Source organism: Geodermatophilus saharensis, assembly GCF_900188205.1.
Lineage (GTDB): Bacteria > Actinomycetota > Actinomycetes > Mycobacteriales > Geodermatophilaceae > Geodermatophilus > Geodermatophilus saharensis.
In genome coordinates, this window is sequence record NZ_FZOH01000005.1 from 1 (window position 1) to 25127 (window position 25127).

Below are 25127 nucleotides of genomic sequence, written 5' to 3' on the forward strand. Positions count from 1 at the left end.
CTGGTTCGCCGGGCATGGGGTCACCATCGAGCGGGTGCTCACCGACAACGCCATGAGCTACCGCCGCGGCAACGCCTGGATCACCGCCTGCACCGAGCTGGGCATCGTTCGGCGGTTCATCCAGCCCGGCCGCCCGTGGACCAACGGCAAGGCCGAACGGTTCAACCGCACCCTGCGCACCGAGTGGGCCTACGCCACCGGCTGGACCAGCAACGACCAGCGCACCACCGCCCTGGACGCCTGGCTGAGGCACTACAACACTGCCCGCAGCCACTCCGCCCTCGGAGGCCACCCACCGATCAGCCGACTGGCCGCGTGAACAACCTGTCCGGTCACGACACCTAGCCGACCAGCAGGCGCTCGGCCGGCGCCGTGGTGACCCGGGGCGCGGTGAGCACCGCCTTCATCGCGCCGAGCACGCCGAGACCGGCGACCGCGGCGGCGCACCAGACACCCCACCCGGGCGAGCGCGGGTCCCAGCCGGCGTCCGCCAGCCGGGCCACGACCGCGGCGGCCACGGCCAGCGCGACCCCCAGCGCCAGCACCCCGGACACCCGGTGGCCGCGCGCGGGACGGAACACCAGGAGCCCGAGGACGACGAGCACCGCGCCACCGACCGCCACGGTGGCCGGCTGCCACAGGCCGGTGCGCCCGAGCTCGGCGGCGCCCTCCCGGGCCGCGCCGACGGCACGCGCCACCAGGTCCAGGCCGGTGGTCTCCCCGCCCCGGTCCCACGGCAGCCAGACGCTCGCCCCGTCGGCGACGCCGGCGAGCAGCAGGAGCACCCCGGCGACGACGTCGGGGCGCCGCACGTAGACCAGCCGCCCGGGGCCGACCGCCACCCCGGCCACGGCCGTGCCCTCCGGGGCCGGCTCCACGTCCTCGACGTCGCCGTCCTCGGCCGGGTCCGGCGGGAACCCGAGGATGGTCGGACCCGTCCCGTCGTCCACGCGGGGTGGCGGAGGCGCGGCTCCGGCGCCGTCCCCGGGGGGTCGCTGCTGGTGGCGCTCGGTCATCGGGTCCTCCGACGGCGCAGACGTCGGGGAGACGCCCGCCACGGGGAGGTTATCGCCGGATCGGTTCCGCCGAGGCCGCACCGTGACCGCTCCGTTACAGGCGCTCCGCGACCGTGCGCGGCGGGGCAGCGGCCCGCGCTCCGGAGGAGCCGGGGGAGCGGCTGCCCGCCGTCGCGCGCGGGACCGGGCCCCTGGCGCTCCCGTCCCGGGGAGCGCCAGGATGACCGGAGCGCCGACGGCAGGACGGTGAGCCGATGGACCCCCAGCCCGTGCACTCCCCCCGCCGGGGCGAGGTCTTCACCAACCCCCGCACCGGGGAGCGCGCGGTGCTGCTCACCGACCCGGAGGGCCACCCCGACCGGACACTGGTCGCCCACCTGTTCGTCCGGCCCGGCGGCCGGGTCGCCGCCGCGCACGTTCACCCGGGGTCCTCCGAGCGGTTCTCCGTGCTGGCCGGCCGGGTCGCCTTCCTCGTGGGCGAGGAGGAGAGCGTCCTGGGTCCGGGGGAGTCGGCCGCGGTCCCGCCGGGCACCGTCCACGACTGGTGGCAGGTCGGCGACGAGGAGGCGCAGGTCCTGGTGGAGGTCGCCCCCGGCGACCGCTTCGTCCGGGTGGTGGCCACGACGTTCGGCCTGGCGCGCGACGGCCTCGTCGACGCCCGGGGGCTGCCCCGCCTGCTGCAGGCGGCGGTGACGCTGCGCGCCTACCGCGACACGATCGTGTTCACCACGCCGCCGCCGCGGGTGCAGCGCGTCCTGTTCGGCGCGCTCGCCCCGGTCGGGCGGCTGCTCGGCCGGCAGCCGGTCGACCCCGGGTACCTGTTCAGCAGGGAGCTCGCCGACCTCGACCCCGCGGCCCTCGCCCTGCTCGACGAGCGGGGCCGGCTGCGGCGGGAGCCCGGGGACGCACCGGGCGCCGCCACCGCACGGCGGACGGACGACCGCGCCGGGGCTGGCTAGGCTGCACCCGTGCCGAGCATCGACGCCGTAGGCGCGCGGGAGATCCTGGACTCGCGCGGGAACCCCACCGTGGAGGTCGAGGTCGCCCTCGACGACGGGACGATCGCCCGCGCGGCGGTCCCCAGCGGCGCCTCCACCGGCGCCTTCGAGGCGGTCGAGCTGCGCGACGGCGGTGAGCGCTACGGCGGCAAGGGCGTCACCCGCGCCGTCGACGGCGTGCTCGACGTCATCGGCCCGGAGCTCGTCGGCTACGAGGCCACCGAGCAGCGTCTTGTCGACCAGCGGCTGCTCGACCTCGACGGCACGCCCGACAAGTCCCGCCTCGGCGCCAACGCGATCCTGGGCGTGAGCCTCGCGGTGGCCCGCGCGGCCGCCGACTCCACCGGCCTGCCGCTGTTCCGCTACGTCGGCGGCCCGTCGGCGCACCTGCTGCCGGTGCCGATGATGAACATCCTCAACGGCGGCGCCCACGCCGACAGCAACGTCGACGTCCAGGAGTTCATGATCGCCCCGATCGGGGCGGCGACCTTCGCGGAGGCGCTGGCCACCGGCGCCGAGTGCTACCACGCGCTGAAGTCGGTCCTGAAGAAGGAGGGCCTGTCCACCGGCCTGGGGGACGAGGGCGGCTTCGCGCCGAACCTGGACAGCAACCGCGCGGCCCTCGACCTCATCTCCCGCGCCGTGGAGCAGGCCGGCTACACCGTCGGTGAGGACGTCGTCTTCGCCCTCGACGTCGCCGCCACCGAGTTCCACACCGACGGCGCCTACGCCTTCGAGGGCCGGCAGCTCAGCTCCGGGGAGATGACCGAGTACTACACCGGCCTGGTCGACTCCTACCCGATCGTCTCCATCGAGGACCCGCTGTCGGAGGAGGACTGGGACGGCTGGATCGCCCTGACCGCCGCCCTCGGCGACCGGGTGCAGATCGTCGGCGACGACCTGTTCGTCACCAACCCCGCCCGCCTCGGCGACGGCATCGAGCGCGGGGCCGCCAACGCGCTGCTGGTCAAGGTCAACCAGATCGGCACGCTCACCGAGACCCTCGACGCGGTGGGCCTGGCGCACCGCAACGGCTACCGCTGCATGATGAGCCACCGCTCCGGGGAGACCGAGGACACCACGATCGCCGATCTCGCCGTCGCCACCGACTGCGGGCAGATCAAGACCGGTGCCCCGGCGCGCAGCGAGCGGGTGGCGAAGTACAACCAGCTCCTGCGCATCGAGGAGGAGCTCGACGACGCCGCGCGCTACGCCGGCGCGGCCGCCTTCCCGCGCCTGCGGGCCCGCTGACGCAGGTGAGCGCGGGCACCGGCCGGCGGCGTTCCACCGGCCGGCCGCTGTCGAACGCCGCGTCCCGGCCGATCCCGGCCGGGGCGCGCTCGGGCGCCGGGAGCCGGCCCGACGCCCGCCGCCCGGGCCGGCGCACGCCCCGGCAGGCGTCGCGTCCCGCGGCCGCCCGCCGCCCGCTGGTCACCGGCCGCGGCGTGCTGCTCGTCGGGCTGCTGCTGCTCCTGGCGCTCACCCTGGCCGGGCCGGTGCGGCAGTGGCTCGAGGGCCGCGCGGAGCTCGCCAGGCTGGCGGCGGAGAGCACCGCCCACGACGAGCGCATCGCCGACCTCCAGGCGCAGCTGGCGCGCCAGTCCGACCCCGACTGGGCCGCCCGCGAGGCCCGTGAGCGGCTGGCCTACGTGCTGCCCGGCGACCGGCTCGTCGTCGTGGTCGACGGCGAGGCCGCCGAGGGCGACGCCGGCACGCTCCCCGACGCCCCCGACACCACCGCGCGGCCCTGGTACGAGGAGCTGCTCGGCTCGGTCGCCGAGGCCGACCAGGCGGGCCGGTGACCGCGCCGGGGGAGCGGGTGCGGGAGCCGATCACGCCCGAGGAGCGCGAGGTCGTCGGCCGCCAGCTCGGCCGGCCGCCGCGCGCGGTGCGGGCGGTGGCTCACCGCTGCCCGTGCGGCCAGCCCGACGTCGTGCAGACCTCGCCGCGGCTGGAGGACGGCACCCCCTTCCCGACGCTGTACTACCTGACCTGCCCCCGCGCCTCCGCGGCGGCCAGCCGGCTGGAGTCGGCCGGCCGGATGCGGGAGTGGCAGGCCGACCTCGGCACCGACCCCGGCCTGGCCGCGGCCTACCGCGCCGCGCACGAGGCCTACCTCGCCGAGCGGGACGCCCTCGGCGAGCTGCCCACCCGCAACACCGCCGGCGGCATGCCCGACCGCGTCAAGTGCCTGCACGCGCTGGCCGCGCACGCGCTGGCGGCGGGTCCGGGCGTCAACCCGGTCGGCGACCGCGCGGTGGCCGAGATGGGGGAGTGGTGGGCGCAGGGCCCCTGCGCGCTCCCCGGGGAGGAGCGCCCGTGACGCGTGTCGCCGCCGTCGACTGCGGCACCAACTCCATCCGCCTGCTGGTCGCCGACGTGCCGCCCGAGGGCCCGCACACCGACCTGCTGCGGCGCATGGAGGTGGTCCGGCTCGGCCAGGGCGTCGACGCCACCGGCCGGCTCGCCCCCGAGGCGATCGAGCGCACCCGCCTCGTGCTCGCCGAGTACACCGCCCAGGCCCGCGACCTCGGCGCGACCTCCGTGCGGATGGTGGCCACCAGCGCCACCCGCGACGCGGCCAACCGCGCCGACTTCGAGGCGATGGTCCTGGCCACCCTCGGCCGGCTCCCCGACGTCGTCCCCGGCGACGAGGAGGCCCGGCTGTCCTTCCTCGGCGCCACCGCCTCGCTCGACGCCGCCGCGGCCGCGCACGGCGACCCGCCGCCGCGCCCGCCCTACCTGGTGGTCGACATCGGCGGGGGCTCGACGGAGTTCGTGCTCGGCGACGCCGGGGGGGTGCGCGCCGCGCGCTCGGTCGACGTCGGCTGCGTGCGGCTCACCGAGCGGCACCTGCACGGCGACCCGCCCACCGCCGACGAGATCGGCCGCAGCGAGGCCGACATCCGCGCCGCGCTGGCCGAGGTGGCCGCCGCGGTGCCGGTGGAGCAGACGGCGACGCTGGTGGGCGTGGCGGGGTCGGTGACCACCGTGGCCGCGCTCGCGCTGGGACTCCCGGCCTACGACGCCGCGGCCATCCACGGCTCGCGGATCCCGGTGTCGGCGGTCCGCTCGGTCACCGCCGGCCTGCTCACCGCCACCCGGGAGCGCCGCGCCGCCGAGGCGGTCATGCACCCGGGGCGGGTCGACGTCATCGGCGCCGGCGCGCTGGTGCTGCGGGTGGTGATGGACGCGTTCGCCCTCGACGAGGTCGTCGTCAGCGAGCACGACATCCTCGACGGCATCGCGCTCGGGCTGGCGCGCGGCTGACCCCGGTCAGCCGGCCTCGTTGACGCCGGGCGGGAGCTTGCCGGTCAGCGACTGGTAGGCCGCGGCGGCGCCCCGGGCGGCCAGCAGCCGGCCGGCGGCGACCGCGAGGCCGGAGAACGCGGCCCACGCCAGCGCGTCGGGCCAGGAGACGCCGGGCGCGGCGGGGTTCTTCGGCGGTGTCGTGCCGCGCGCCGCGTACCAGGCCGCGTCGGTGAGCTTGCGGACGGCGATGCCGGACAGCGTGGCGGCACCGGTCCCGAGCAGCTTCCAGGTCAGCGGCGGCTTGGTCTTCCTGGCCATGCGGTGATCATGCCCTGCCACCCCGGCGGCCGCCCGCCACCGGCGCGGTCAGTCGCCCGCGCGGACCTGGCGGACGCGGTGCATGGCGCTGCGGGCCAGCTCCCGCGCGCGGCCGGTCAGCACCCGCCGGGCGAGGGTGAGGACGGCGGAGGCGGCGGCGGTCGCCAGGAAGTAGCCGCCCGACCCGAGCAGCCCCGGCCGGGCGAGCAGGACGCGCTCGGCGGTCACCGGGTCCGGGCGCCAGCGCAGCTTGTAGTCCTCGTCGCCCCGCAGGAAGGAGTACTCCGCCAGCCCCAGCCGGCCGGCCAGCTCCAGGGCGCCGCTGACGAGCAGCACCGAGGTGTCGGCGTGCTGCCGCAGCTCCGGGTCGATCCCGGCCAGGTAGTAGGCCAGCTGCCGGTGCCCGACGAGGTCGACCTCGGCAGCCACCAGCCGGCCGTCGAGCCGGTACTCCACCAGCACGGCCTGGCCGCGCCCGACCATCGGCCCGAGGGCCTCGGTGAGGAAGGTGGCGAACCGCTCGGTGAGGTGCTCGGGGTTCCCCCGCCGGCCGGCCCACTGGGCCTCGTGCAGCCGGATGAGCTCCGGGACGGCGCCGGGGACGGCGTCGGGGGTGAGCTCGGTGCGCTCGACGCCGAGCTTGTCGATCTTGCGCAGCTTGCGGCGCAGCGTCCCCGCCGTCCGGGTGGGGATCCGCGCGAGGACCCCGGCCGGGGGCAGGACGGGCAGCTGCAGGTTCAGCGACGACGGCGCGCGGCGGACCGGGCCGGGCCAGTGCCGGGCCCACTCCCGGGCGGCGGAGCCGGGCAGGACCTCGGGCAGGTCCACGACGCGCCAGCCGGGGACCCGCAGCAGCGCGCCGGCCAGCCGGGCCCCGGCGTCGGGCACCTGCGGGTCGACCAGGACGTCGGTGGCGTCGCTCAGCGGGCCACCCAGGGGCGCGAGGGCCGCGACGGGGCCGCGGCGCACCCGGTGCAGCGGAGCGGCGGCGACGAGCGTGTCGCCGTCCCACACCGTGACGACGGCGAGCCGCCCGTCGCGCACGTAGCCGCGGGCCCAGGCGCTCACCCACGCGTGGCTCTGGAAGGCGGTCGCGGCCGGGGTCCGGCGCCACAGGTCGTCCCAGGCCGCGGCCAGGGCGTCGAGCTCCCGCTGCCGGGTGGCGACCTCCGTGCGCGGCCGGCCCGGGGAGGGCGGCACCGGCGACGGCTGCGGCCCGACCGCGGGGCCCGGATCGATCCGGCGTGCACCCGCCGCTGTACTCACCCGTCGACACCTCTCGTCCGCCCCGCGCCTCCCGCCGTCCGGCCGGGTCGCTGACCGGTCCGAGCCTAGGGACGGCGACCGCCGCCGCCGACCCCAGAAAGGGGGAGATCGGCCGCTGGGTGGTCCACTGGGGCAATGGCCGTCGACGCCCAGGGGTTCCCCGTCACCCGCACCCCGGCCGGCGTCGTGCGCTCCGCCCGGGCGTCCCGGGACCTCGCCGTCCTCGACGCGCGCATCTCGGGCTGCCGCGCCTGCCCCCGGCTGGTGGCCTGGCGCGAGGAGGTCGCCCGGGTCAAGCGGGCCTCCTTCCGCGACGAGGACTACTGGGGCCGCCCGGTGCCCGGCCTGGGCCCGGCCGACGCGCGGATCGCCGTCGTCGGGCTCGCGCCGGCCGCGCACGGGGGCAACCGCACCGGCCGGGTCTTCACCGGCGACCGCAGCGGCGACTGGATCTTCGCCGCGCTGTGGCGGGCGGGGCTGGCCAACCAGCCGACGTCGACCCACGTCGGTGACGGCCTGGCGGTCACCGGCGTCCGCATCGCCGCCGCCGTCCGCTGCGCCCCGCCGGACAACGCGCCCACGCCCGCCGAGCGCGACACCTGCTCACCGTGGCTGGCCCGCGAGCTCGCCCTGCTGCCGCGGCTGCGGGTCGCCGTCGTCCTCGGCGGCTTCGGCTGGACGGCGCTGTGGCCGGTGCTGGCCGCGGCCGGGTACGCGCTGCCCCGGCCGCGCCCGGCGTTCGCCCACGGTGCCGAGGTGACCGTCTCCGGGCCGCGGGGCGAGCTCACCGTGCTCGGCTGCTACCACGTCAGCCAGCAGAACACCTTCACCGGGCGGCTCACCGAGCCGATGCTCGACGCGGTGCTCGCCCGCGCCACCGAGCTCGCCGGCAGCGGCGTCGAACGGGGGGAGGACGGGTCCGTCCGCCCCTAGGCTGGGCGCATGGCGTCTCGCCCGGGTAGCGCGTCCCGTCCGGTGGTCCTCGTCGTGGGAGGCGGCTACGTCGGCCTCTACACGGCCCTGCGGCTGCAGAGGCGGCTGTCGCGGGGCGAGGCGGAGGTCGTCGTCGTCGACCCCCAGCCGCACATGACCTACCAGCCGTTCCTGCCCGAGGCGGCGGCCGGCTCGGTGGAGCCGCGGCACGTGGTGGTCCCGCTGCGGCGCACGCTGCCGCGCTGCCGGGTGGTCACCGGCGCGGTGGTGTGGCTCTCGCACGCCCAGCGACGGGCCCGCATCGCGCCCGCCGAGGGCGCCCCCTACGAGATCTCCTACGACGTCCTCGTCATGGCCGCGGGGTCGGTGGCCCGCACCCTGCCCATCCCGGGGCTGGCCGAGCACGGCATCGGGTTCAAGACCGTCGGCGAGGCCATCTTCCTGCGCAACCACGTGCTGGCCCGGCTCGACGCGGCCGCCTCGACCGACGACCCCGCCGTCCGCACCCGCGCGCTGACCTTCACCTTCGTCGGCGGGGGCTACGCCGGCATCGAGGCCTTCGCCGAGCTCGAGGACATGGCTCGCTACGCCGTCGTCCACTACTACCCGCGGCTCTCGCCGGGCGACATGCGCTGGGTGCTGGTCGAGGCCACCGGCCGGATCCTGCCCGAGGTCGACCTGGACATGGCGGCCTGGACGGTCCGGCAGCTCACCGCGCGCGGCATGGACGTGCGCCTGAACACCCGGCTGGAGGAGGTGTCCGACGACGGCGTGGTCCGGCTCAGCGACGGCGATTCCTTCCCCAGCGACACGCTGGTCTGGACCGCCGGCACCAAGCCCAACCCGGTGCTGGCGCAGACCGACCTGCCCCTCGACCAGCGGGGCCGGGTGCGCTGCGAGCCCACGCTGCAGGTCAGCGGTCTCGACGGCGCCTGGGCCGCCGGGGACCTCGCCGCCGTCCCGGACCTGACCAAGGACGAGCCGGGCGCCACCACCGCGCCCAACGCCCAGCACGCCGTCCGGCAGGCCAAGCGGCTGGCCGACAACATCGTGGCGGTGCTGCGCGGCGGGCGGCCGCGACCCTACCGGCACGCCTACGCCGGGTCGGTGGCCAGCCTGGGCCTGTACAAGGGCGTGGCCCAGGTGTACGGCGTCAAGCTCCGGGGCTGGCCGGCCTGGTTCATGCACCGCACCTACCACGTCAGCCGGGTGCCCACGTTCAACCGCAAGGCGCGGGTGGTCGCCGACTGGACCATGGCCTCGGTGTTCCGCCGCGAGGTCATCGCGCTCGGCCAGCTGCAGGACCCGCGCCGGGAGTTCGTCACCGCGGCGGGTCTGGGCGGCGCCGGGCACCTGCCCGCTCCCTCCGCCGGCGACCGCGCGCAGGCCGGCTGACTCCCTCGCGGGCCGGCGGCCCGCTCCCGCCCCCGTGGCCCAATCGGCAGAGGCAGGCCCCTTAAAAGGGTCGCAGTGTGGGTTCGAGTCCCACCGGGGGCACCCCGCGACGCACGATCGACGGTCCATTACACGACGGACCGAAGAAAAGACAGGTCTTGACGCGCGCGGTGACCCATTTGACAGGGTGACCCCTCGTGAGCACCGGAGCTCACTCCGTACGCGAGGAGAAGTCGTCCATGACCCAGGTCCATCCGTCCCGCCGGTCACGGCTCGCCGTGATCGGTAGCGCCGGCGTGCTCGCGCTGGCCGGGAGCGTGGTCGCTGCGCTGCCCGCCGGTGCTGCCGGCGGCTGCGAGACCCGCAACAACAACACCGTCGCCAAGCTGACCGACTGCGTCACGCTGGAGGGGGTGATGGAGCACCTGGAGGTGTTCCAGGGGATCGCCGAGGCCAACGGGGGCAACCGCGCCTCGGGCACCCCGGGCTACGACGCCTCGGTCGACTACGTGAAGGGGCGGCTGGAGGCGGTCGGCTACGACGTCACCGTCCAGCCGTTCGACTTCCCCTTCTTCCAGCTGCGGAGCAGCTCGTTCAGCCGGGTCGCGCCCACGGCGACGACGTACGCGGCCGGCACCGACTACGCGCCGATGACCTACACCGGTGCCGGGACGGTCGACGACGGCGTCGTCACCCCGGTCGACCTCGCCGGCTCGGGCCTCGGCAGCGGCTGCGAGGCCACCGACTTCACCGGGTTCGCAGCTGACACGGTGGCCCTCGTCCAGCGCGGCGGCTGCGCCTTCGCGATCAAGGCCCAGAACGCCCAGGCCGCCGGCGCCGACGCGGTCATCGTCTTCAACAACACGGCGGGGCCGCTCAACGGCACCCTGGGCGCTCCGGGGATCACCATCCCGGTCATCGGCGTCCCCACGGCCCTGGGCCAAGAGCTCGCCGCCGCGGGCACCACCGTCGACATCGCCGTCGACTCGACGAGCAAGACCAGCACCACGTACAACGTCATCGCCGAGCTGCCCGGCCGGACCTCGGACAACGTGGTGATGGCCGGTGCCCACCTCGACTCCGTGCTCGCGGGCCCGGGCATCAACGACAACGGCTCCGGCAGCGCGGCGATCCTCGAGGTCGCCGAGAACATCACCAAGGTCAAGCCGGAGAACACCATCCGGTTCGCCTGGTGGGGCGCCGAGGAGCTCGGCCTGCTCGGCTCCGAGCACTACGTCGGTGCCCTGACCCCGGAGCAGCGGGAGCAGATCGGGCTGTACCTGAACTTCGACATGGTCGGCTCGCCGAACTTCGCCCGGTTCATCTACGACGGCGACCAGTCGGACTTCCCGGCGCCGGCGGGTGTCCCGGTCCCCGAGGGCTCGGACCAGATCGAGTACGTCCTCGAGGACTACTTCGAGCGTCAGGGCCTGTGGTACGAGGGCACCGAGTTCAGCGGGCGCAGCGACTACCAGGCGTTCATCGAGGCCGACATCCCCTCCGGTGGGCTGTTCACCGGCGCCGAGGTCCTCAAGAAGGACTACCAGGTGCCGCTGTACGGCGGCACCGCCGGCGTCGCCTACGACCCGAACTACCACCAGGTCGGGGACACGATCGGCAACGTCGACCCCGAGGCGCTGGACACGAACTCCGACGCCATCGCCTACTCCGTGCTGACGCTGTCCTACGACACCTCGCGGGTGAACAGCGTGCAGGGCCGGCCGGTGCCGGGCGGCACGTTCGAGGGTGATCCCGACAACCGTCGCTTCCGGGCGGAGAACCCCAACCCGGCCGGTGGTGGCGGCCTGCACGACGGCCACGACCACGGCGGCGACGCGGTCTGACCGCCTGAGCCCGCGACCGTGGCGCCGTCCCCACTCGGGGGCGGCGCCACGGTCGTCTCCACCCCCTCGGGTGAGCTCTGCCGGTGCGGAACGCGCAGGCCGCCTGCGGCGTTACAGCAACCGAGTGGGGTGCGCGGACGCAGTCCACCGACCGACCAGTCACCTCGAGGAGATGACGATGCCCAGCTCCAACCCGGTCTTCGGCCGGGGCTTCGCCAACGCCGCCTCCGGCGGCGGCCAGCAGGGGTACGGCGCTCCCGGCCACGGCCAGCAGTACGGGCAGCCGTACGGCCAGCAGGGCTACGCCGCTCCCGGCTACGGTCAGCCCCAGCCCTACGGCCAGCAGCCCTACGGCGCCCCGCAGGGCTACGGCGAGCAGTACGGCGCCCCGGCGCCGTTCAGCCCGCCGACCACGCGCTACATGACGATGGACGACGTGGTCCAGAAGACGGGCCTGTCGTTCCTCGTCACCGTCCTGGCCGCCGCCGCGGTCTGGGCGCTGCCCGGACAGGCCGCGTGGGGCATCGCCCTGCCGGCCGTGCTCGTGGCCTTCGTCCTGGGCCTGGTGATCAGCTTCAAGCAGATCGCCAACCCGGTGGCCACGCTGTCCTACGGCGCGCTCTACGGTGTCGCGCTGGGCGCCATCAGCGAGGCGTTCAACACCATCTACCCCGGCATCGTCATCCAGGCGATCATCGGCACCTTCGGCGTCTTCGCCGGCATGCTGGTGGTCTACAAGACCGGTGCCATCCGGGTCACCCCCAAGCTGACCCGGTGGATCGTCGGTGCGCTCTTCGGCGTGCTGGCGCTGGTGCTGGTCAACCTGCTGGTGTCGTTCTTCGTCCCCGGCGGTCTGGGCCTGCGTGACGGCGGCCCGCTGGCCATCGTGTTCAGCCTCGTCGTGATCGGGGTGGCGGCCTTCTCGCTGCTGCTCGACTTCGACATGGCCGACCAGGCCATCCGCCGCGGCGCCCCGGCCAAGTTCGCCTGGTACATCGCCTTCGGCCTGCTGGTCACGGTCGTCTGGCTGTACCTGGAGATCCTGCGGCTGCTGTCCTACTTCCAGGACAACTGACGAGGACCCCGCTGCCTCCCACGCTCGGCGTGGGGGGCAGCGGGGCCACCAGACGCCAGTGGCCCGGTTCCCTCGCGGGGACCGGGCCACTGGCGTGTCCGGGGGCTGCGCCCCTGACGAGATCGCCGATCTCGTACGGCCTCCTGCCCGGAGCCGTACGAGATCGGCGATCCCGCCGCGTCAGGGCCTCAGGAGAGGCGCTCGAGGACCATCGCCATGCCCATGCCGCCACCGACGCACATGGTCTCCAGGCCGAGGGTCTCGTCCTTCGTCTGCAGGCCGTTGATCAGCGTGCCGGTGATGCGGGCGCCGGTCATGCCGAACGGGTGGCCGACGGCGATCGCGCCGCCGTGCACGTTGAGCTTGTCGATGTCGATGCCCAGGTCGCGGTAACTGGGGATGACCTGCGCGGCGAAGGCCTCGTTGATCTCGACGAGGTCGATGTCGTCGATGGTCAGCCCGGCCCGCTGCAGGGCGAGCTTCGAGGCGTCGACCGGGCCGTAGCCCATGATCTCCGGCGACAGGCCGGTCACCGCGGTCGACACGATGCGCGCCAGCGGGGTCAGGCCGAGGTCGCGGGCCTTGGTGTCGCTCATGACGACCACCGCGGCGGCGCCGTCGTTGAGCGGGCAGGCGTTGCCGGCGGTCACCCGGCCGTCGGGGCGGAAGACCGGCTTGAGGCCGGAGATGCCCTCCAGGGTGGTGCCGGCGCGCGGGCCGTCGTCCGTGCCGACGACGGTGCCGTCGGGGGTGGTGACCGGGGTGATCTCCCGCTCCCAGAAGCCCTCGGCGATGGCCTTCTCGGCCAGGTTCTGGCTGCGGACGGCGAACTCGTCCATGTCCTGCCGGGTCACGCCCTTGAGCAGCGCCAGGTTCTCGGCGGTCTGGCCCATGGCGATGTAGATGTCGGGGACGTCGCCGCTCTCGCGCGGGTCGGTCCAGGAGTCCGCACCGCTCTCGGCGACCTTGGCCACCCGCGCCTCGGCGTCGGTGAACGCCGGGTTCTTCGTGTCGGGCAGCGAGTCGCTGTTGCCCTTGACGAAGCGCGACACCATCTCGACGCCGGCCGAGATGAACACGTCGCCCTCGCCGGCCTTGATCGCGTGCATGGCCATGCGGGTGGTCTGCAGCGACGAGGAGCAGTAGCGGGTGATCGTGGTGCCGGGCAGGTGGTCCATGCCGAGCAGCACGCTGACCACGCGGCCCATGTTGTAGCCCTGCTCGCCGCCGGGCAGGCCGCAGCCCAGGATCAGGTCGTCGATGTCGGTGGGGTCCAGCGCCGGGACCTTGTCCAGCGCCGCGCGGACGATCGTGGCGGCCAGGTCGTCGGGACGGAGGTCCTTGAGCGACCCCTTGAACGCGCGACCGATGGGTGAGCGTGCGGTCGCGACGATGACGGCTTCGGGCATGGGGTCCTCCGCGGTGAGGCGGGCTCCCGGCCGGGGAGCACCGGGTGTCGGGTCACCCCGGAAACTACTCCTGGGTAGCCGCCGGACCCCGCTGCAGGGCCCGGGTCAACCGACCGGGATCTCCACGGCCTCGCTGACCTGCTCCGGCGTCGGCAGGTCGCTGGGCCGGCGGCGCAGGAGCCGCGCCCAGGTGCCCCAGGGGCCGGCGGCCGAGCCGCGGACCTCGGTGGCGCGGACCTCGGTGCCGGCCCGTCCCGCGGCGCGGGCGGCGGCCCGGGCCACCGGGCGGACCGAGCTGCCGCGCAGCCGCCGCTGCTCGTCCCGGGCCGGCCACACCCCGACGGCGTCGGCGAGCGCGGGCAGCAGGACGGCGGCGGCCGAGGCGTAGCCGGCGGCGCTCGGGTGGAACTCGTCGACGCTGAACAGCGTCCGGTCCTGGGCGAAGGAGGGGCCGAGCACCGAGCCGAGGGACACCGTGCGGCCGCCGGCCTCGACGACGGCGATGGTCTGCGCCGCGGCCAGCTGCCGGCTCCACCGCCGCGCCAGCAGCCGCAGCGGCTGCGCGATCGGCCGGATGGTGCCGAGGTCGGGGCAGGTGCCGACGACGACCTCGGCGCCGGCCTCCCGCAGCCGCCGCACGCAGTCGGCGAGGTGGCGCACCGACACCGCCGGGCGGGTCCGGGTGGTGACGTCGTTGGCCCCGATCATGATCAGCGCGAGGTCGGGACGGGCGGCCAGCGCCTGCTCGACCTGCGGGTCGAGCTCGCAGGACTCCGCACCCGACACCGCCACGCGGACCAGCCGCACGGGGCGCTCGGCCAGCTCGGCCAGCGCCGCGGCGAGCAGCACGCCCGGCGTCTCCTCGGCGCGCTCGACGCCCAGGCCGACGGCGCTGGAGTCGCCGAGCACGGTGAACACCAGCGGCTTCGCGCGGCCGCGGCCCCGGCCGTAGACGCCGTTCCCCGAGGGTGGCGGCTGCTTCGACGTCCGCGACTCCACCCGGCGCCGGGCCGAGCGGGCCTCCAAGCGCAGCAGCCCGAGCAGGGCGGCGCCGGCCAGGCCGACCCCGCCACCTCCGTAGGCGGCGGCGGTCACCAGCCGTCGTGCCCTGCCCGCTCGAGTCACCGCCACCCCGATCGTCACGCCGTGCAACCACCTGTCCAGCAGGCTAGCGAGCCTCTACGGTCCCCTCCGTGTCCGAATCCCCCCTGCGGGTGGCTTCCGGAGGAACGTCGGGTGACCGGTCGCGGCTGATCGTCGACGTCCTGGTCGACGCCTTCTCCGACCTGATGGCCGCCGACGCCGACGCCTTCCGCACCAAGTTCCGCAAGATGGCCGCCGACCCCTTCGCGTTCTACCGGGGCAGTGCGTGTCTGTTCTACGCCGACATGGACGTCCTCGAGGACCGGTGGGCCGACGAGCGCACCAGCCGGGTGTGGATCCAGGGCGACCTGCACGCGGAGAACTTCGGCACCTACATGGACGGCGCCGGGCGGATCGTCTTCGACGTCAACGACTTCGACGAGGCCTACCTGGGCCACGTCACCTGGGACCTGCGCCGGTTCGCGGCCAGTTTCGCCCTCCTCGCCTGGCGCAAGGCGCTGGGTGACGACGTCATCTCCGACCTGCTCCGCACCCACCTGACCGCCTACCTCGACCAGGTCGAGGCCTTCACCCGGTCCGACGAGGACCGCACCTTCGCCCTCACCGCGGCCGACACCGAGGGCGCGGTCCGCGAGGCCATCCTCGAGACGACCACGCGCACCCGCGCCGCGCTGCTGGACCGGATGACCGTCGTCGAGAACTACCAGCGCCGCTTCGCCGACGGCGGCCGCGCGCGGCGGCTCGACGACGCCGAGCGCGACCGGGTGCTGGCGGCGCTGGACCGCTGGCGGACGACGGTGGTGCCGCCGGTGCGCCGTCGCGACGTGGCCTACGACGTCAAGGACGTCATCGGCACCGGTGGCTTCGGCATCGGCAGCGCGGGCCTGCCGGCCTACAACGTGCTGCTCGAGGGCTACGACCAGGCGCTGGAGAACGACGTCGTGCTGTCCCTGAAGCAGGGCAACGTCGCCGCGCCCAGCCGCATCGTCCGCGACCGGCGGATCGCCGAGTACTTCGAGCACCACGGGCACCGGACGGCGGTCAGCCAGCGGGCGCTGCAGTCCAACGCCTCGCAGTTCCTCGGCCACACCGAGATCGACGGTGTCGGCTTCGTCGTCCAGGAGCTCTCGCCCTACGAGAACGACCTGGACTGGGAGGACCTCACCGAGCCCGAGGAGATCGCTCCGGTCATGGCCCAGCTGGGCCGGGCGACGGCGAAGCTGCACTGCGTCGGGGACGCCGACAGCGACCACGCCCTCGTCGGCTTCCAGACCGAGGAGGCGATCACGGCGATGGTGGGGGGCCGCCGCGAGGAGTTCCTCGACGAGCTGGTCGGCTTCGCCCACGCCTACGCCCGCCAGACGCAGGAGGACCACCGGCTCTTCGTCGACGCCTTCCGCGCCGGCGAGATCCCGGGGGTCAGCTCGAGCGGGTCCCACCCGGTCCGCTCCTCCCAGGCATAGGGAGCTCTCCGCACGTCACGGGGCCCGGGACGTGCGGGGAGCTCCCTGTGCCTCAGCGCGCTCGCCGGCCCCGTCGCGTGCGCAAGTAGTCGGCCACGACGTACTCGCCGAGCCGGTCTGAGTCGGGGGTGAAGACCCGGCCGCCGGCCCGCGCGGTGATGTCGTGGACGAAGTGCACCAGGCTCGGCTCCGGGTCGAGGGCGAAGACGTTGAGCGTCGCCCCCGACCGCGCCACCCGCTCCACCTCGGCGACGGTCCGGGCGATCGTCTCGGGCATCGGCGGCCAGCAGAAGTACGGCGTGCCGTCGTCCTCCAGGTGCGCGGTCGGCTCGCCGTCGGTGACCACCAGGACCACCGGCTCGGCGTCGCGGTGCCGGGCGAGGAAGCGCCGGGCCAGCATCAGCCCGTGCTGCAGGTTGGTGCCCTGCAGCGTGTCCACCGACAGCTCGGCCAGCGTCTCCGGCCGCAGCACCTGCGCGGTGGAGGAGAAGCCGATGATCTGGATGGCGTCCTGCGGGAACCGGGTGGTCACCAGGGAGTGCAGCGCCATCGCCGTCGACTTGGCCGCACCCCACGTGCCGCGCAGCGCCATCGAGTAGGACAGGTCGACCAGCAGCGCCACGGCCGCGCCGGTGCGCCGCTCGGTCTCCACCACCTCGAAGTCCTCGACGGCGATGCGGACCCGCCGGTCCCCGCGCGTGCCCCCGGCGGTGCGCAGCACCGCGTTGCGGACGGTGCGGACGACGTCGAGGGGCTGCTCGTCGCCGAACCGCCACTCCCGCGAGGCGCCGGTCAGCTCCCCGGCGGCGCCGGCGTCGGCGACGTCGTGCTCGCCGCGGCCGGTGGCGTCGAGCTCGGCGAACACCCGCCGCAGCGCCGTCGCGCCCAGCCGCCGCACCGCCTTGGGGGACAGCTCCAGCTTGCCGTCGGACCGGTTGAGGTAGCCCTGCCGCTCCAGCTCGCGCTCGAGCTGCCGCAGCGCGGCGAGGTCGGCGACGGCGTCGCGGCCCAGCGCCTGCTCCAGCAGCTCCTCGTCGACGTCGGCCAGCGAGGCGCCGGCGTAGCCCTGGGAGAGCTGGTTGGACAGCGCCTCGAGGTCGGCGAGCTCGGCGACGGCGCTGGTGGCGTCGCCCAGGCCCAGCGCCTGCTCGCCGTCGGGCACCTGCCCGCGCTGGCCCCACGGCAGGTCGGGGCGGGCCTGGCGCAGCGCGTCCTGCAGGTGCGCCATCTCGCTGGCCAGCCCGAGGTCGGACATCGTCTGCGCCATCAGGTCGGCCAGCTCGGCCCGCTGCTCGGGGGAGAGGCCGGCCATCATCCGCTCCTGCGCGGCGGCCCGGCGGGCGAGGGAGTCGATCAGCTCGTCCACCGACTGCGGGTCGTCGGGGAAGAACTGCCCGTGCTTCTCCATGAACTCGCGGAACCGCTCGTCGGTGTCCTCGCCGCGGTTGTGCGCGTCGATGAGCGAGGACAGGTCGGCGACCATGTCCCGCACCGCCTGCACGTCCTGCTCGGTGGCGTTCTCCAGCGCCTGCTTCATGTTCGCGAAGGAGCTGTCGAGCACCTCCCGCCGCAGCAGGTCCTGGATCTGCTGGTAGGCCTCCCGCGCCTCGGCGGAGCGGAACGGGTAGTCCTTGAGCGCCCGCACCGCGCCCGCGGTGTCCTCCGGCAGCGCGTCGAGCTCGGCCTCGGCCAGCCGCGCGGCGTCGTCGGGGTCGGGGAACAGCGCGCGCCGCTCGGCGTCCAGCGCCCGGTCGAGCAGCTCGCGCACCTCCTGCAGCGTGCCGTCCATCCGGCCGGCGGTCCGGGCCTGCCGCAACCGCTCGCGGACCGAGCGGCGCAGCTCGTCGAGGCCGCGGCGGCCGTCCATGCCGCGGCGCAGCAGCTCCCGCAGCGCCTCCCGCACGCCGCTGCCGCCGAGCACCGAGTCGCCGATCTCGTCGACGGCGCTGCCCAGGTCGTAGGGCGGGGCCAGCGGGTCCGGGCCGCCCCGCCAGCGGCCGTACCGGTACCCCCTGCCGGGGCGTGGGCGGACCACCGTCAGGCCCCGTACACCGTGCGGGTGCCGTCGGTGTCCTTGGCCAGCCGGCGGGTGAGGTAGAGGCCCTCGAGGGCGAACTCGACGGCGGCCGCGGCCTGCTCGGCGGACTGCTCGCCCTCGGGGACGCCGAGGCGGCCGAGCAGCTCGGCCAGCCGCGGGATGGTGCCGAGCTGGCCGAGCAGCGCCGCGCCGGGCACCAGCTCGCCGGACTCGACGGTCTCCCCGCCGGTGAAGTGCTCCTGCAGCCCGGTCAGGTCCAGCCCGCCGCAGCGGGCGCGGAAGGTCTGCGCGGTGGCCTGCCGCAGCAGGTGCTCGAGCACCTCCAGCTCCCGGTCGTCGTCGGGGTCGGCGCCGGAGTCGGCGAACTCGACCTTGCCGCGGCTGGCCGGGACGACGCTCGGCAGGTCGACCACGCGCGCGACCGGGCGGGTCTCCCCGGCGACGGCGGCCCGGCGGACGGCGGAGGCGGCGACGGTCTCCAGCCCGGCGATGGCGAACCGGGCGCTGACGCCGGAGCGCTGGTCGACGTGGCTGGACTCGCGGACCAGCCGGGTGAACCGGGCGACGATCTCCAGCAGGTGCTCGGGGACGACGGGGGCGTCGAAGGCGTCGTGCCCGGTCGGCGCGCCGAGCCCGCTGGTCTGGGCCTCCTGGCGCAGCAGCCGGATCTCGTCGCCGAGCTCGAGCGGGTAGTGGGTGCGCACCTCGGCACCGAAGCGGTCCTTGAGCGGGGTGATGATCCGCCCGCGGTTGGTGTAGTCCTCGGGGTTGGCGCTGGCCACCAGCAGCAGGTCCAGCGGCAGCCGGACGCGGTAGCCGCGGATCTGGATGTCGCGCTCCTCGAGCACGTTGAGCAGCGCGACCTGGATGCGCTCGGCGAGGTCGGGCAGCTCGTTGACGCTGAAGATCCCCCGGTTGGTGCGGGGGACCAGGCCGTAGTGGACGGTCTCGGGGTCGCCCAGGGTGCGGCCCTCGGCGACCTTGATCGGGTCGACGTCGCCGATGAGGTCGCCGACGCTGGTGTCGGGGGTGGCCAGCTTCTCCCCGAACCGCTCGCTGCGGTGCAGCCAGGTGACCGGGGTGTCGTCGCCGTGCTCGGCGACCTGGCGGCGTCCCCAGACGCTGATCGGGTGCAGCGGGTGCTCGTTGAGCTCGCTGCCGGCCAGCACGGGGGTCCACTCGTCGAGCAGGCCGACGAGGGTGCGGATGAGGCGGGTCTTGCCCTGCCCGCGCTCGCCGAGCAGGACGAGGTCGTGGCCGGCGATGAGCGCCCGCTCGACCTCGGGGACGACGGTGTCCTCGAAGCCGACGATGCCGGGCAGGGTGGGCTCGCCGGCGCCGAGGCGGGTGAGCAGGTTGGCGCGGATCTCGGCCTTGACCGGCCGGAAGACGGCTCCGGAGGCGCGGAGCTCGCCGAGGGTCGTGGGTGCGGGTGGGGTCTGCGCTGGTGCGACGTCCGTCACCTCAGCCACGGTACGACGCGCGGGGACGTTCGGGGAACGGCCGCGGCGGTCCGCCGCGGGCCGGGCCTGCGAGGATCCCGGGCGTGGGAGTTCCCGACGAGGGTGTGCAGCTGGTCTCCGAGGACGCCGTCGCCGCCGCGGCCGCCCTGCTCGACGGGGTGGCCCGGCGGACGCCGCTGGAGCACTCGCGGGCGCTGGCCGAGCGGGTGGGCGGCCCGGTGCACCTCAAGTGCGAGAACCTGCAGCACACCGGCTCGTTCAAGTTCCGCGGCGCCTACACCCGGCTGTCCCGGCTGACGCCCGAGGAGCGGGCGCGCGGCGTGGTCGCGGCCAGCGCCGGCAACCACGCCCAGGGCGTCGCGCTCGCCGCCCGGATGCTCGGCATCCGCGCGACGGTGTTCATGCCCGAGACCGCGCCGCTGCCCAAGGTGGCGGCCACGCGCGGCTACGGCGCCGACGCGCGGCTGAGCGGGGCGGACCTGACCGAGGCGCTGGCGGCGGCGGTCGCGCACGCGGAGGAGACCGGCGCGGTCTTCATCCACCCCTTCGAGCACCCCGACGTCATCGCCGGGCAGGGCACGGTCGGCCTCGAGGTCCTCGAGCAGTGCCCCGACGTCGCCACCGTCGTCGTCTGCACCGGGGGCGGCGGGCTGGTGTCCGGGGTGGCGGCGGCGGTGAAGGCGCGGCGGCCGGGCGTGCGGGTCGTGGCCGTGCAGGCCGCCGCGGCCGCGGCGTTCCCCGGGTCGCTCGCCGCGGGGCGGCCGGTGGCGCTGTCCGGGATGGCCACGATGGCCGACGGCATCGCCGTCGGGTCGCCCGGGGAGCTCACGTTCGCGCACGTGCGCGACCTGGTCGACGAGGTCCGCACGGTGACCGAGGAGGACATGTCCCAGGCACTGCTGTTCTGCCTGGAGCGGGCCAAGCTCGTCGTCGAGCCGGCCGGCGTGGCGGCGGTGGCGGCGGTGCTGGCCGACCCGACGGCGTTCCGGCCGCCGGTGGTCGCGGTGGTCTCCGGCGGCAACATCGACCCGGTGCTGCTGCTCAAGGTCGTGCAGCACGGCATGGCCGCGGCCGGCCGCTACCTGCGGCTGCGGCTGCGCGTGCCCGACCGGCCCGGCTCGCTGGCCGCGGTGCTGTCGGTGCTGGCCGGCGTGGGGGCCAACGTGCTGGAGGTCGAGCACGAGCGGACCGCGACCCGCCTCGACCTCGGTCAGGTGGAGGTCTTCGTCGTCCTCGAGACCCGCGGCCCCGACCACGCGCGGTCCGTCGTCGGCGCGCTCGAGGAGGCCGGGTTCGCCGTCTCCGAGGGCTGAGCGCTCAGTTCCGGTTCGCCGGCACGTCCCTGCTCCGGGCCGCGTCGGGCGGCCGGGACCGGGAGAGGTGTCGTGGAGACGAACAGCAGACGAACGGGCGTTCGCCCCGGGCGAACGGGGCTCGGGAAGTGTCGGTGCTCACACCTAGTTTCGCCGGCATGAGCGACGCGATCCTCGTCGAGGGACTGCAGAAGAGATTCGGGTCCAACACGGCCCTGGCCGGGGTCGACCTCACGGTCCCCGAGGGCAGCGTCCTCGGCCTGCTGGGGCCCAACGGTGCAGGCAAGACCACCGTCGTCCGCATCCTCACCACGCTGCTGGCGCCCGACGCCGGGCGCGCGGAGGTCGTCGGCATCGACGTGCTGCGCGACCCCGGGCGGGTGCGCTCGGTCATCGGGCTGACCGGGCAGTACGCCGCGGTCGACGAGTACCTCACCGGGTTCGAGAACCTGGAGATGGTGGGCCGGCTGTACCGGCTCGGGAGGCGCGAGTCGCGGGCCCGGGCCGGTGAGCTGCTCGAGCGCTTCGACCTCACCGACGCGGCCGACCGCCCGGCGAAGACCTACTCCGGCGGCATGCGCCGGCGGCTGGACATCGCCGCCTCGCTCATCGCCCGGCCACGGGTGCTGTTCCTGGACGAGCCCACCACCGGGCTCGACCCGCGCAGCCGGCTGGCGATGTGGGAGTTCATCGCCGACCTCGCCGGCGGGGGGACGACGATCCTGCTGACCACCCAGTACCTCGAGGAGGCCGACCGGCTCGCCGACCGCATGGTGGTCATCGACCGCGGCCGGGTCATCGCCCGCGGCACGGCCGACGAGCTCAAGGCGCAGGTCGGCGGCCAGCGGCTGGAGCTGACGGTGAGCTCGGCGGCCGAGCTCACCGACGCCGCCCGGCTGCTGGAGCCGCTCGCGGCCGGTGACACGCACGCCGACGAGCAGACCCGCCGGCTGAGCGTGCCGGTGCGGGGCGGCACCGACGCGCTGGCGGAGGCGCTGCGGCTGCTGGCCGGAAGCTCCGTGGAGGTCCTCGACGTCGGGCTGCGCCGGCCCGACCTCGACGACGTGTTCCTCACGCTGACCGGCCACGCGGCCGAGGACGGCACCGACGACCGGGAGCCCGCCGGGCGGACCCCCGCCGAGACCGCAGGGAGTGCCCGGTGAGCGCCTTCTCCGTGGCCGTCGAGGACGGCCTGACCATCACCCGCCGCAACCTGGTCAAGGTCAAGCGGGTCCCCGAGCTGATCGTCTTCGCGACCCTGTCGCCGATCATGTTCGTGCTGCTGTTCCGCTACGTGTTCGGCAGCGCCATCCCCATCCAGGGCATCAGCTACGCGGAGTTCCTGCTGCCCGGGATCTTCGCCCAGACCATCGTCTTCGGCAGCACCATCACCGGGGCGAGCCTGGCGGAGGACCTGCAGAAGGGGCTCATCGACCGCTTCCGGTCCCTGCCGATGGCGCGCTCGGCGGTCCTCGTCGGCCGCACGGTCGCCGACCTCGGCCTCAACGCGCTGTCGATCGTCGTCATGGGGGTGACCGGGTTCATCGTGGGCTGGCGGATCCGGTCCTCCCTGGGGGAGGCGCTGGCCGGCTTCGCGCTGCTGCTGCTCTTCGCCTACGCGATGAGCTGGCTGATGGCCACCGTGGGGCTGCTGGTGCGCACCCCCGAGGTGGTGCAGCAGGCGAGCTTCATCGTCATCTTCCCGCTGACGTTCATCGCCAACACGTTCGTGCCGACCAACAACTTCCCGACGGTGCTCAAGGCGATCGCCGACTGGAACCCGGTGTCGGCGGTGGTGCAGGCCGCCCGGGAGCTGTTCGGCAACACCGCGCCGGTGCTGGAGACCTCCGACGCGTGGTCGCTGCAGCACCCGGTGCTGTACACGCTGATCTGGTCGGCGCTGCTGCTGGCGGTGTTCGTCCCGACGTCGGTGCGCATCTACCGGCGGACCGCCAGCCGCTGACGGAGGGCCACGGGCTCCGCCCGTCGCCGGGACGAGTGGGGGCCGGAGGCCTCCGCGAGGAGCGGCGGGTGGGGCTCCGCGGCGGCCGGGGAGGGAACCTGGCCGCGGTGCGGTCCGGAGGACCGCAGTGTCATGGCGCACGATGGGCGGCGATGAGCGCCGCGCCCGCCCCCGCCGTGTCCGCCGACAACCCGCTGCTGACCGAGTCGCCGCTGCCCTACCGGCTCCCGCCCTTCGCCGAGGTCACCCTGGAGCACTGCCGGGAAGCGGTGCTGGCCGGGATGGCCGAGCAGCGCGGGGAGATCGACGCGATCACCGCGTCGGACGAGCCGGCCGATCTCGAGAACACGATCGTCGCCCTGGAGCGCTCCGGTGCCCTGCTGCGGCGGGCCGGTGCGGTGTTCGGCAACCTGGCGTCGTCGCTGTCGAGCCCGCGGCTGCGCGAGATCGAGCGGGAGCTCGCCCCGCTGGAGGCCGCACACGCCGACGCCCTCCGCCTCGACCCGGTGCTCTTCGCCCGCGTCGACGCCGTCCACGAGGCCCGGCACGACTCCGGTCTGGACGCCGAGGCGGTGCGGCTGGTCGAGCGCCACCACCTCGACCGGGTGCTGGCCGGGGCCCGCCTCGACGACGCCGGCCGCGCCCGGCTGTCCGAGCTCAACCGGGAGCTGTCGGAGCTGTCCACCCGGTTCGGGCAGAACCTGCAGCTGGCCACCGAGGCCGCCGCCGTCCGGGTCGCCGGCGCCGCCGAGCTCGACGGGCTGAGCGAGGAGGAGGTCGCCGCCGCGGCGCGGGCCGCCGCCGACCGCGGTCTCGACGGGTACCTGCTCCCGCTGCTGCTGCCCACCGGCCAACCGGTGCTGGCCAAGCTGCGCGACCGCGGGCTGCGCCGCCGGGTTTTCGAGGCGTCGGTGACCCGGGCGTCGGCCGGGGAGCACGACAACGGGCCGGTGGCGGCCCGGATCGCCCGGGTGCGGGCCGAGCGGGCGCGGCTGCTCGGTTTCGCCACCCACGCCGACCTGGTGCTGGCCGACCAGACGGCCGGCAGCACCGCCGCCGTCGACGCGGTGCTCGCCCCGATGGTCGGCCCGTCGCTGGCCAACGCGCGGGCCGAGGCGCAGGAGCTCGCCGAGGTCGCCGCCCGCGACGGGGTGACCGAGCTCGCCCCCTGGGACTGGGCCTTCTACAGCGAGCGGGTGCGCGCCGAGCGGTACTCGGTCGACCGTGCGGCGCTGCGGCCGTGGTTCGAGCTGGACCGGGTCCTCGTCGACGGCGTCTTCCGCGCCGCGGAGCTGCTCTACGGCTTCCGGTTCACACCCCGCCCCGACCTCGCCGGCTACCACCCCGACGTCCGGGTGTGGGAGGTCACCGGCGCCGACGGCGAGCAGGTCGGGCTCTACCTCGGCGACTTCCTCGCCCGCGAGGGCAAGCGCGGCGGCGCCTGGATGAGCTCCTTCGTCACCCAGTCGCGGCTGCTGGGGACCCGGCCGGTCGTCGTCAACAACCTCAACGTGGCGCCGCCGCCCGCCGGCCGGCCGACGCTGCTGACCCTCGACGAGGTCGACACGCTCTTCCACGAGTTCGGCCACGCGCTGCACGGGCTGAGCTCGGCGGTGACCTACCCGCGCTTCGCCGGCACCGCGGTACCCCGCGACTTCGTCGAGTTCCCCAGCCAGGTCAACGAGATGTGGGCGCTGTGGCCGGAGGTGCTCGCGCACTACGCCCGGCACGTCGACACCGGGGAGCCGCTGCCGGCCGCCGTCGTCGAGGCGATCGACGCCGCCCGGCTGTGGGGCGAGGGCTTCGCGACGCTGGAGTACCTGGCCGCCACCCTGCTCGACCAGGCCTGGCACCGGATCACGCCGGAGACCGAGATCGGTGACCCCGCGGAGTTCGAGCGGCGGGCGCTGGAGGAGGCCGGCGTCGCGTTCGACCTCGTGCCCCCGCGCTACCGGACGACCTACTTCCAGCACGTCTTCGCCGGCGGCTACGCGGCCGGCTACTACTCCTACATCTGGTCGGAGGTGCTCGACGCCGACACCGTGGAGTGGTTCCGGGAGAACGGCGGGCTGCGGCGGGAGAACGGCGACGTCTTCCGGGAGCGGCTGCTGTCCCGCGGTGGGTCGGTGGACCCGCTGGAGGCCTTCCGCGCCGTCCGTGGGCGCGACGCCGACCCGGGCCCGCTGCTGCGCCGACGGGGGCTGATGGCCGGGTACAGCTAGGGCGCTCAGGCCGTGTCCTGCCGAGGCCGTGTCCTGCCGAGTGGGCCCCGGAGGG

Annotated in this window: 22 protein-coding genes and 1 tRNA gene; 16 read left to right on the forward strand and 7 right to left on the reverse strand. The window is 75.1% G+C overall.

The features are described from left to right. Positions 1 to 319, forward strand: a 319-nt coding sequence (locus tag CHC04_RS13240; protein ID WP_141233802.1) for an integrase core domain-containing protein, incomplete at its 5' end; no start/stop codon positions are given. A gap of 22 nt (positions 320 to 341) precedes the next feature. Here the strand turns inward: CHC04_RS13240 and CHC04_RS13245 are convergent. After that, on the reverse strand, positions 342 to 950 hold the full coding sequence (locus CHC04_RS13245) for a hypothetical protein (RefSeq protein ID WP_245817179.1): 609 nt from the start codon (positions 948 to 950) through the stop codon (positions 342 to 344). Between the two features lie 320 nt (positions 951 to 1270). On the opposite strand from CHC04_RS13245, the gene CHC04_RS13250 reads away from it, so the two are divergent. From CHC04_RS13250 to CHC04_RS13270, 5 genes are read left to right on the forward strand one after another with little or no spacing between them, the layout of a single operon-like run. After that, on the forward strand, positions 1271 to 1975 hold the full coding sequence (locus CHC04_RS13250) for a cupin domain-containing protein (RefSeq protein WP_089404444.1): 705 nt from the start codon (positions 1271 to 1273) through the stop codon (positions 1973 to 1975). Positions 1976 to 1984: 9 nt separating this feature from the next. Next, complete coding sequence (gene eno, locus CHC04_RS13255; RefSeq protein ID WP_089404445.1) at positions 1985 to 3265, forward strand: phosphopyruvate hydratase; 1281 nt, start codon at positions 1985 to 1987, stop codon at positions 3263 to 3265. A 5-nt stretch (positions 3266 to 3270) separates the two neighbouring features. After that, entirely contained in the window at positions 3271 to 3816 is a 546-nt protein-coding gene (locus tag CHC04_RS13260) for an FtsB family cell division protein (RefSeq protein ID WP_245817180.1), read from the forward strand. After that, complete coding sequence (locus CHC04_RS13265; RefSeq protein ID WP_245817181.1) at positions 3813 to 4337, forward strand: DUF501 domain-containing protein; 525 nt, start codon at positions 3813 to 3815, stop codon at positions 4335 to 4337. The genes CHC04_RS13260 and CHC04_RS13265 overlap by 4 nt, the downstream gene beginning before the upstream one ends. After that, positions 4334 to 5284, forward strand: a complete 951-nt coding sequence (locus CHC04_RS13270; protein WP_089404447.1) for a Ppx/GppA phosphatase family protein — start codon at positions 4334 to 4336, stop codon at positions 5282 to 5284. Before CHC04_RS13265 ends, CHC04_RS13270 begins: the two co-directional genes overlap by 4 nt. 6 nt (positions 5285 to 5290) lie before the next feature. On the opposite strand, the gene CHC04_RS13275 is transcribed toward CHC04_RS13270, so the two are convergent. Further along, complete coding sequence (locus CHC04_RS13275) at positions 5291 to 5584, reverse strand: DUF4235 domain-containing protein (protein WP_089404448.1); 294 nt, start codon at positions 5582 to 5584, stop codon at positions 5291 to 5293. Positions 5585 to 5632: 48 nt separating this feature from the next. Continuing rightward, the gene (locus CHC04_RS13280; protein WP_089404449.1) at positions 5633 to 6784 is read right to left on the reverse strand and encodes a GNAT family N-acetyltransferase; all 1152 of its coding nucleotides are present in this window, start codon (positions 6782 to 6784) and stop codon (positions 5633 to 5635) included. A 201-nt stretch (positions 6785 to 6985) separates the two neighbouring features. Between CHC04_RS13280 and CHC04_RS13285 the strand changes: the two genes are divergently transcribed. The 5 genes from CHC04_RS13285 (at position 6986) to CHC04_RS13305 (ending at position 12097) form a co-directional block, all read left to right on the forward strand. Continuing rightward, positions 6986 to 7783 carry a uracil-DNA glycosylase gene (locus CHC04_RS13285; protein ID WP_089404450.1) on the forward strand — a complete coding sequence of 266 codons (798 nt, stop codon included), beginning with the start codon at positions 6986 to 6988 and terminating at the stop codon, positions 7781 to 7783. Between the two features lie 9 nt (positions 7784 to 7792). Beyond that, positions 7793 to 9178, forward strand: a complete 1386-nt coding sequence (locus CHC04_RS13290) for an NAD(P)/FAD-dependent oxidoreductase (RefSeq protein WP_089404451.1) — start codon at positions 7793 to 7795, stop codon at positions 9176 to 9178. A gap of 28 nt (positions 9179 to 9206) precedes the next feature. Further along, positions 9207 to 9280: transfer RNA gene (locus CHC04_RS13295), tRNA-Leu, on the forward strand. A 137-nt stretch (positions 9281 to 9417) separates the two neighbouring features. Next, a complete protein-coding gene (locus tag CHC04_RS13300) occupies positions 9418 to 11022 on the forward strand; it encodes a M28 family metallopeptidase (protein ID WP_089404452.1) in 1605 nt (534 codons plus the stop codon). 178 nt (positions 11023 to 11200) lie between these two features. Further along, positions 11201 to 12097: a Bax inhibitor-1/YccA family protein gene (locus CHC04_RS13305; protein WP_089404738.1), complete on the forward strand. Its 897-nt coding sequence runs from the start codon at positions 11201 to 11203 to the stop codon at positions 12095 to 12097. Between the two features lie 188 nt (positions 12098 to 12285). Here CHC04_RS13305 and CHC04_RS13310 read toward each other — a convergent pair whose 3' ends face one another. After that, entirely contained in the window at positions 12286 to 13506 is a 1221-nt protein-coding gene (locus tag CHC04_RS13310) for an acetyl-CoA C-acetyltransferase (protein ID WP_089404453.1), read from the reverse strand. Positions 13507 to 13611: 105 nt separating this feature from the next. Beyond that, positions 13612 to 14601 carry an SGNH/GDSL hydrolase family protein gene (locus CHC04_RS13315; RefSeq protein ID WP_245817182.1) on the reverse strand — a complete coding sequence of 330 codons (990 nt, stop codon included), beginning with the start codon at positions 14599 to 14601 and terminating at the stop codon, positions 13612 to 13614. Between the two features lie 98 nt (positions 14602 to 14699). On the opposite strand from CHC04_RS13315, the gene CHC04_RS13320 reads away from it, so the two are divergent. Next, positions 14700 to 16073 (forward strand): DUF2252 domain-containing protein, encoded by a 1374-nt coding sequence (locus tag CHC04_RS13320; RefSeq protein ID WP_217897353.1) that lies wholly within the window; start codon positions 14700 to 14702, stop codon positions 16071 to 16073. Between the two features lie 52 nt (positions 16074 to 16125). Here the strand turns inward: CHC04_RS13320 and CHC04_RS13325 are convergent, their stop codons facing one another. Continuing rightward, positions 16126 to 18108 carry a VWA domain-containing protein gene (locus tag CHC04_RS13325; RefSeq protein WP_089404454.1) on the reverse strand — a complete coding sequence of 661 codons (1983 nt, stop codon included), beginning with the start codon at positions 18106 to 18108 and terminating at the stop codon, positions 16126 to 16128. 2 nt (positions 18109 to 18110) lie between these two features. After that, on the reverse strand, positions 18111 to 19574 hold the full coding sequence (locus CHC04_RS13330) for a sigma 54-interacting transcriptional regulator (protein ID WP_245817183.1): 1464 nt from the start codon (positions 19572 to 19574) through the stop codon (positions 18111 to 18113). An 83-nt stretch (positions 19575 to 19657) separates the two neighbouring features. Between CHC04_RS13330 and ilvA the strand changes: the two genes are divergently transcribed. The 4 genes from ilvA to CHC04_RS13350 all read left to right on the forward strand — a co-directional run bounded on the left by ilvA (position 19658) and on the right by CHC04_RS13350 (position 25072). Then, entirely contained in the window at positions 19658 to 20887 is a 1230-nt protein-coding gene (gene ilvA, locus CHC04_RS13335) for a threonine ammonia-lyase (protein WP_245817184.1), read from the forward strand. Positions 20888 to 21045: 158 nt separating this feature from the next. Then, on the forward strand, positions 21046 to 22050 hold the full coding sequence (locus CHC04_RS13340; RefSeq protein WP_089404457.1) for an ATP-binding cassette domain-containing protein: 1005 nt from the start codon (positions 21046 to 21048) through the stop codon (positions 22048 to 22050). Continuing rightward, positions 22047 to 22850, forward strand: coding sequence for an ABC transporter permease (locus tag CHC04_RS13345; protein WP_089404458.1), 804 nt, complete (start codon positions 22047 to 22049; stop codon positions 22848 to 22850). Before CHC04_RS13340 ends, CHC04_RS13345 begins: the two co-directional genes overlap by 4 nt. Positions 22851 to 23002: 152 nt before the next feature. After that, positions 23003 to 25072, forward strand: coding sequence for a M3 family metallopeptidase (locus CHC04_RS13350; RefSeq protein ID WP_089404459.1), 2070 nt, complete (start codon positions 23003 to 23005; stop codon positions 25070 to 25072). Positions 25073 to 25127: the final 55 nt, after the last annotated feature.

Excerpts from the sequence above, each read along its gene's own strand:
- CHC04_RS13290 (WP_089404451.1), top strand. The coding sequence starts at position 7,793 with ATGGCGTCTCGCCCGGGTAGCGCGTCCCGTCCGGTGGTCCTCGTCGTG.
- CHC04_RS13310 (WP_089404453.1), bottom strand. The coding sequence starts at position 13,506 with ATGCCCGAAGCCGTCATCGTCGCGACCGCACGCTCACCCATCGGTCGC.
- CHC04_RS13300 (WP_089404452.1), top strand. The coding sequence starts at position 9,418 with ATGACCCAGGTCCATCCGTCCCGCCGGTCACGGCTCGCCGTGATCGGT.
- CHC04_RS13285 (WP_089404450.1), top strand. The coding sequence starts at position 6,986 with ATGGCCGTCGACGCCCAGGGGTTCCCCGTCACCCGCACCCCGGCCGGC.
- CHC04_RS13275 (WP_089404448.1), bottom strand. The coding sequence starts at position 5,584 with ATGGCCAGGAAGACCAAGCCGCCGCTGACCTGGAAGCTGCTCGGGACC.
- CHC04_RS13250 (WP_089404444.1), top strand. The coding sequence starts at position 1,271 with ATGGACCCCCAGCCCGTGCACTCCCCCCGCCGGGGCGAGGTCTTCACC.
- CHC04_RS13340 (WP_089404457.1), top strand. The coding sequence starts at position 21,046 with ATGAGCGACGCGATCCTCGTCGAGGGACTGCAGAAGAGATTCGGGTCC.
- CHC04_RS13350 (WP_089404459.1), top strand. The coding sequence starts at position 23,003 with ATGAGCGCCGCGCCCGCCCCCGCCGTGTCCGCCGACAACCCGCTGCTG.
- CHC04_RS13305 (WP_089404738.1), top strand. The coding sequence starts at position 11,201 with ATGCCCAGCTCCAACCCGGTCTTCGGCCGGGGCTTCGCCAACGCCGCC.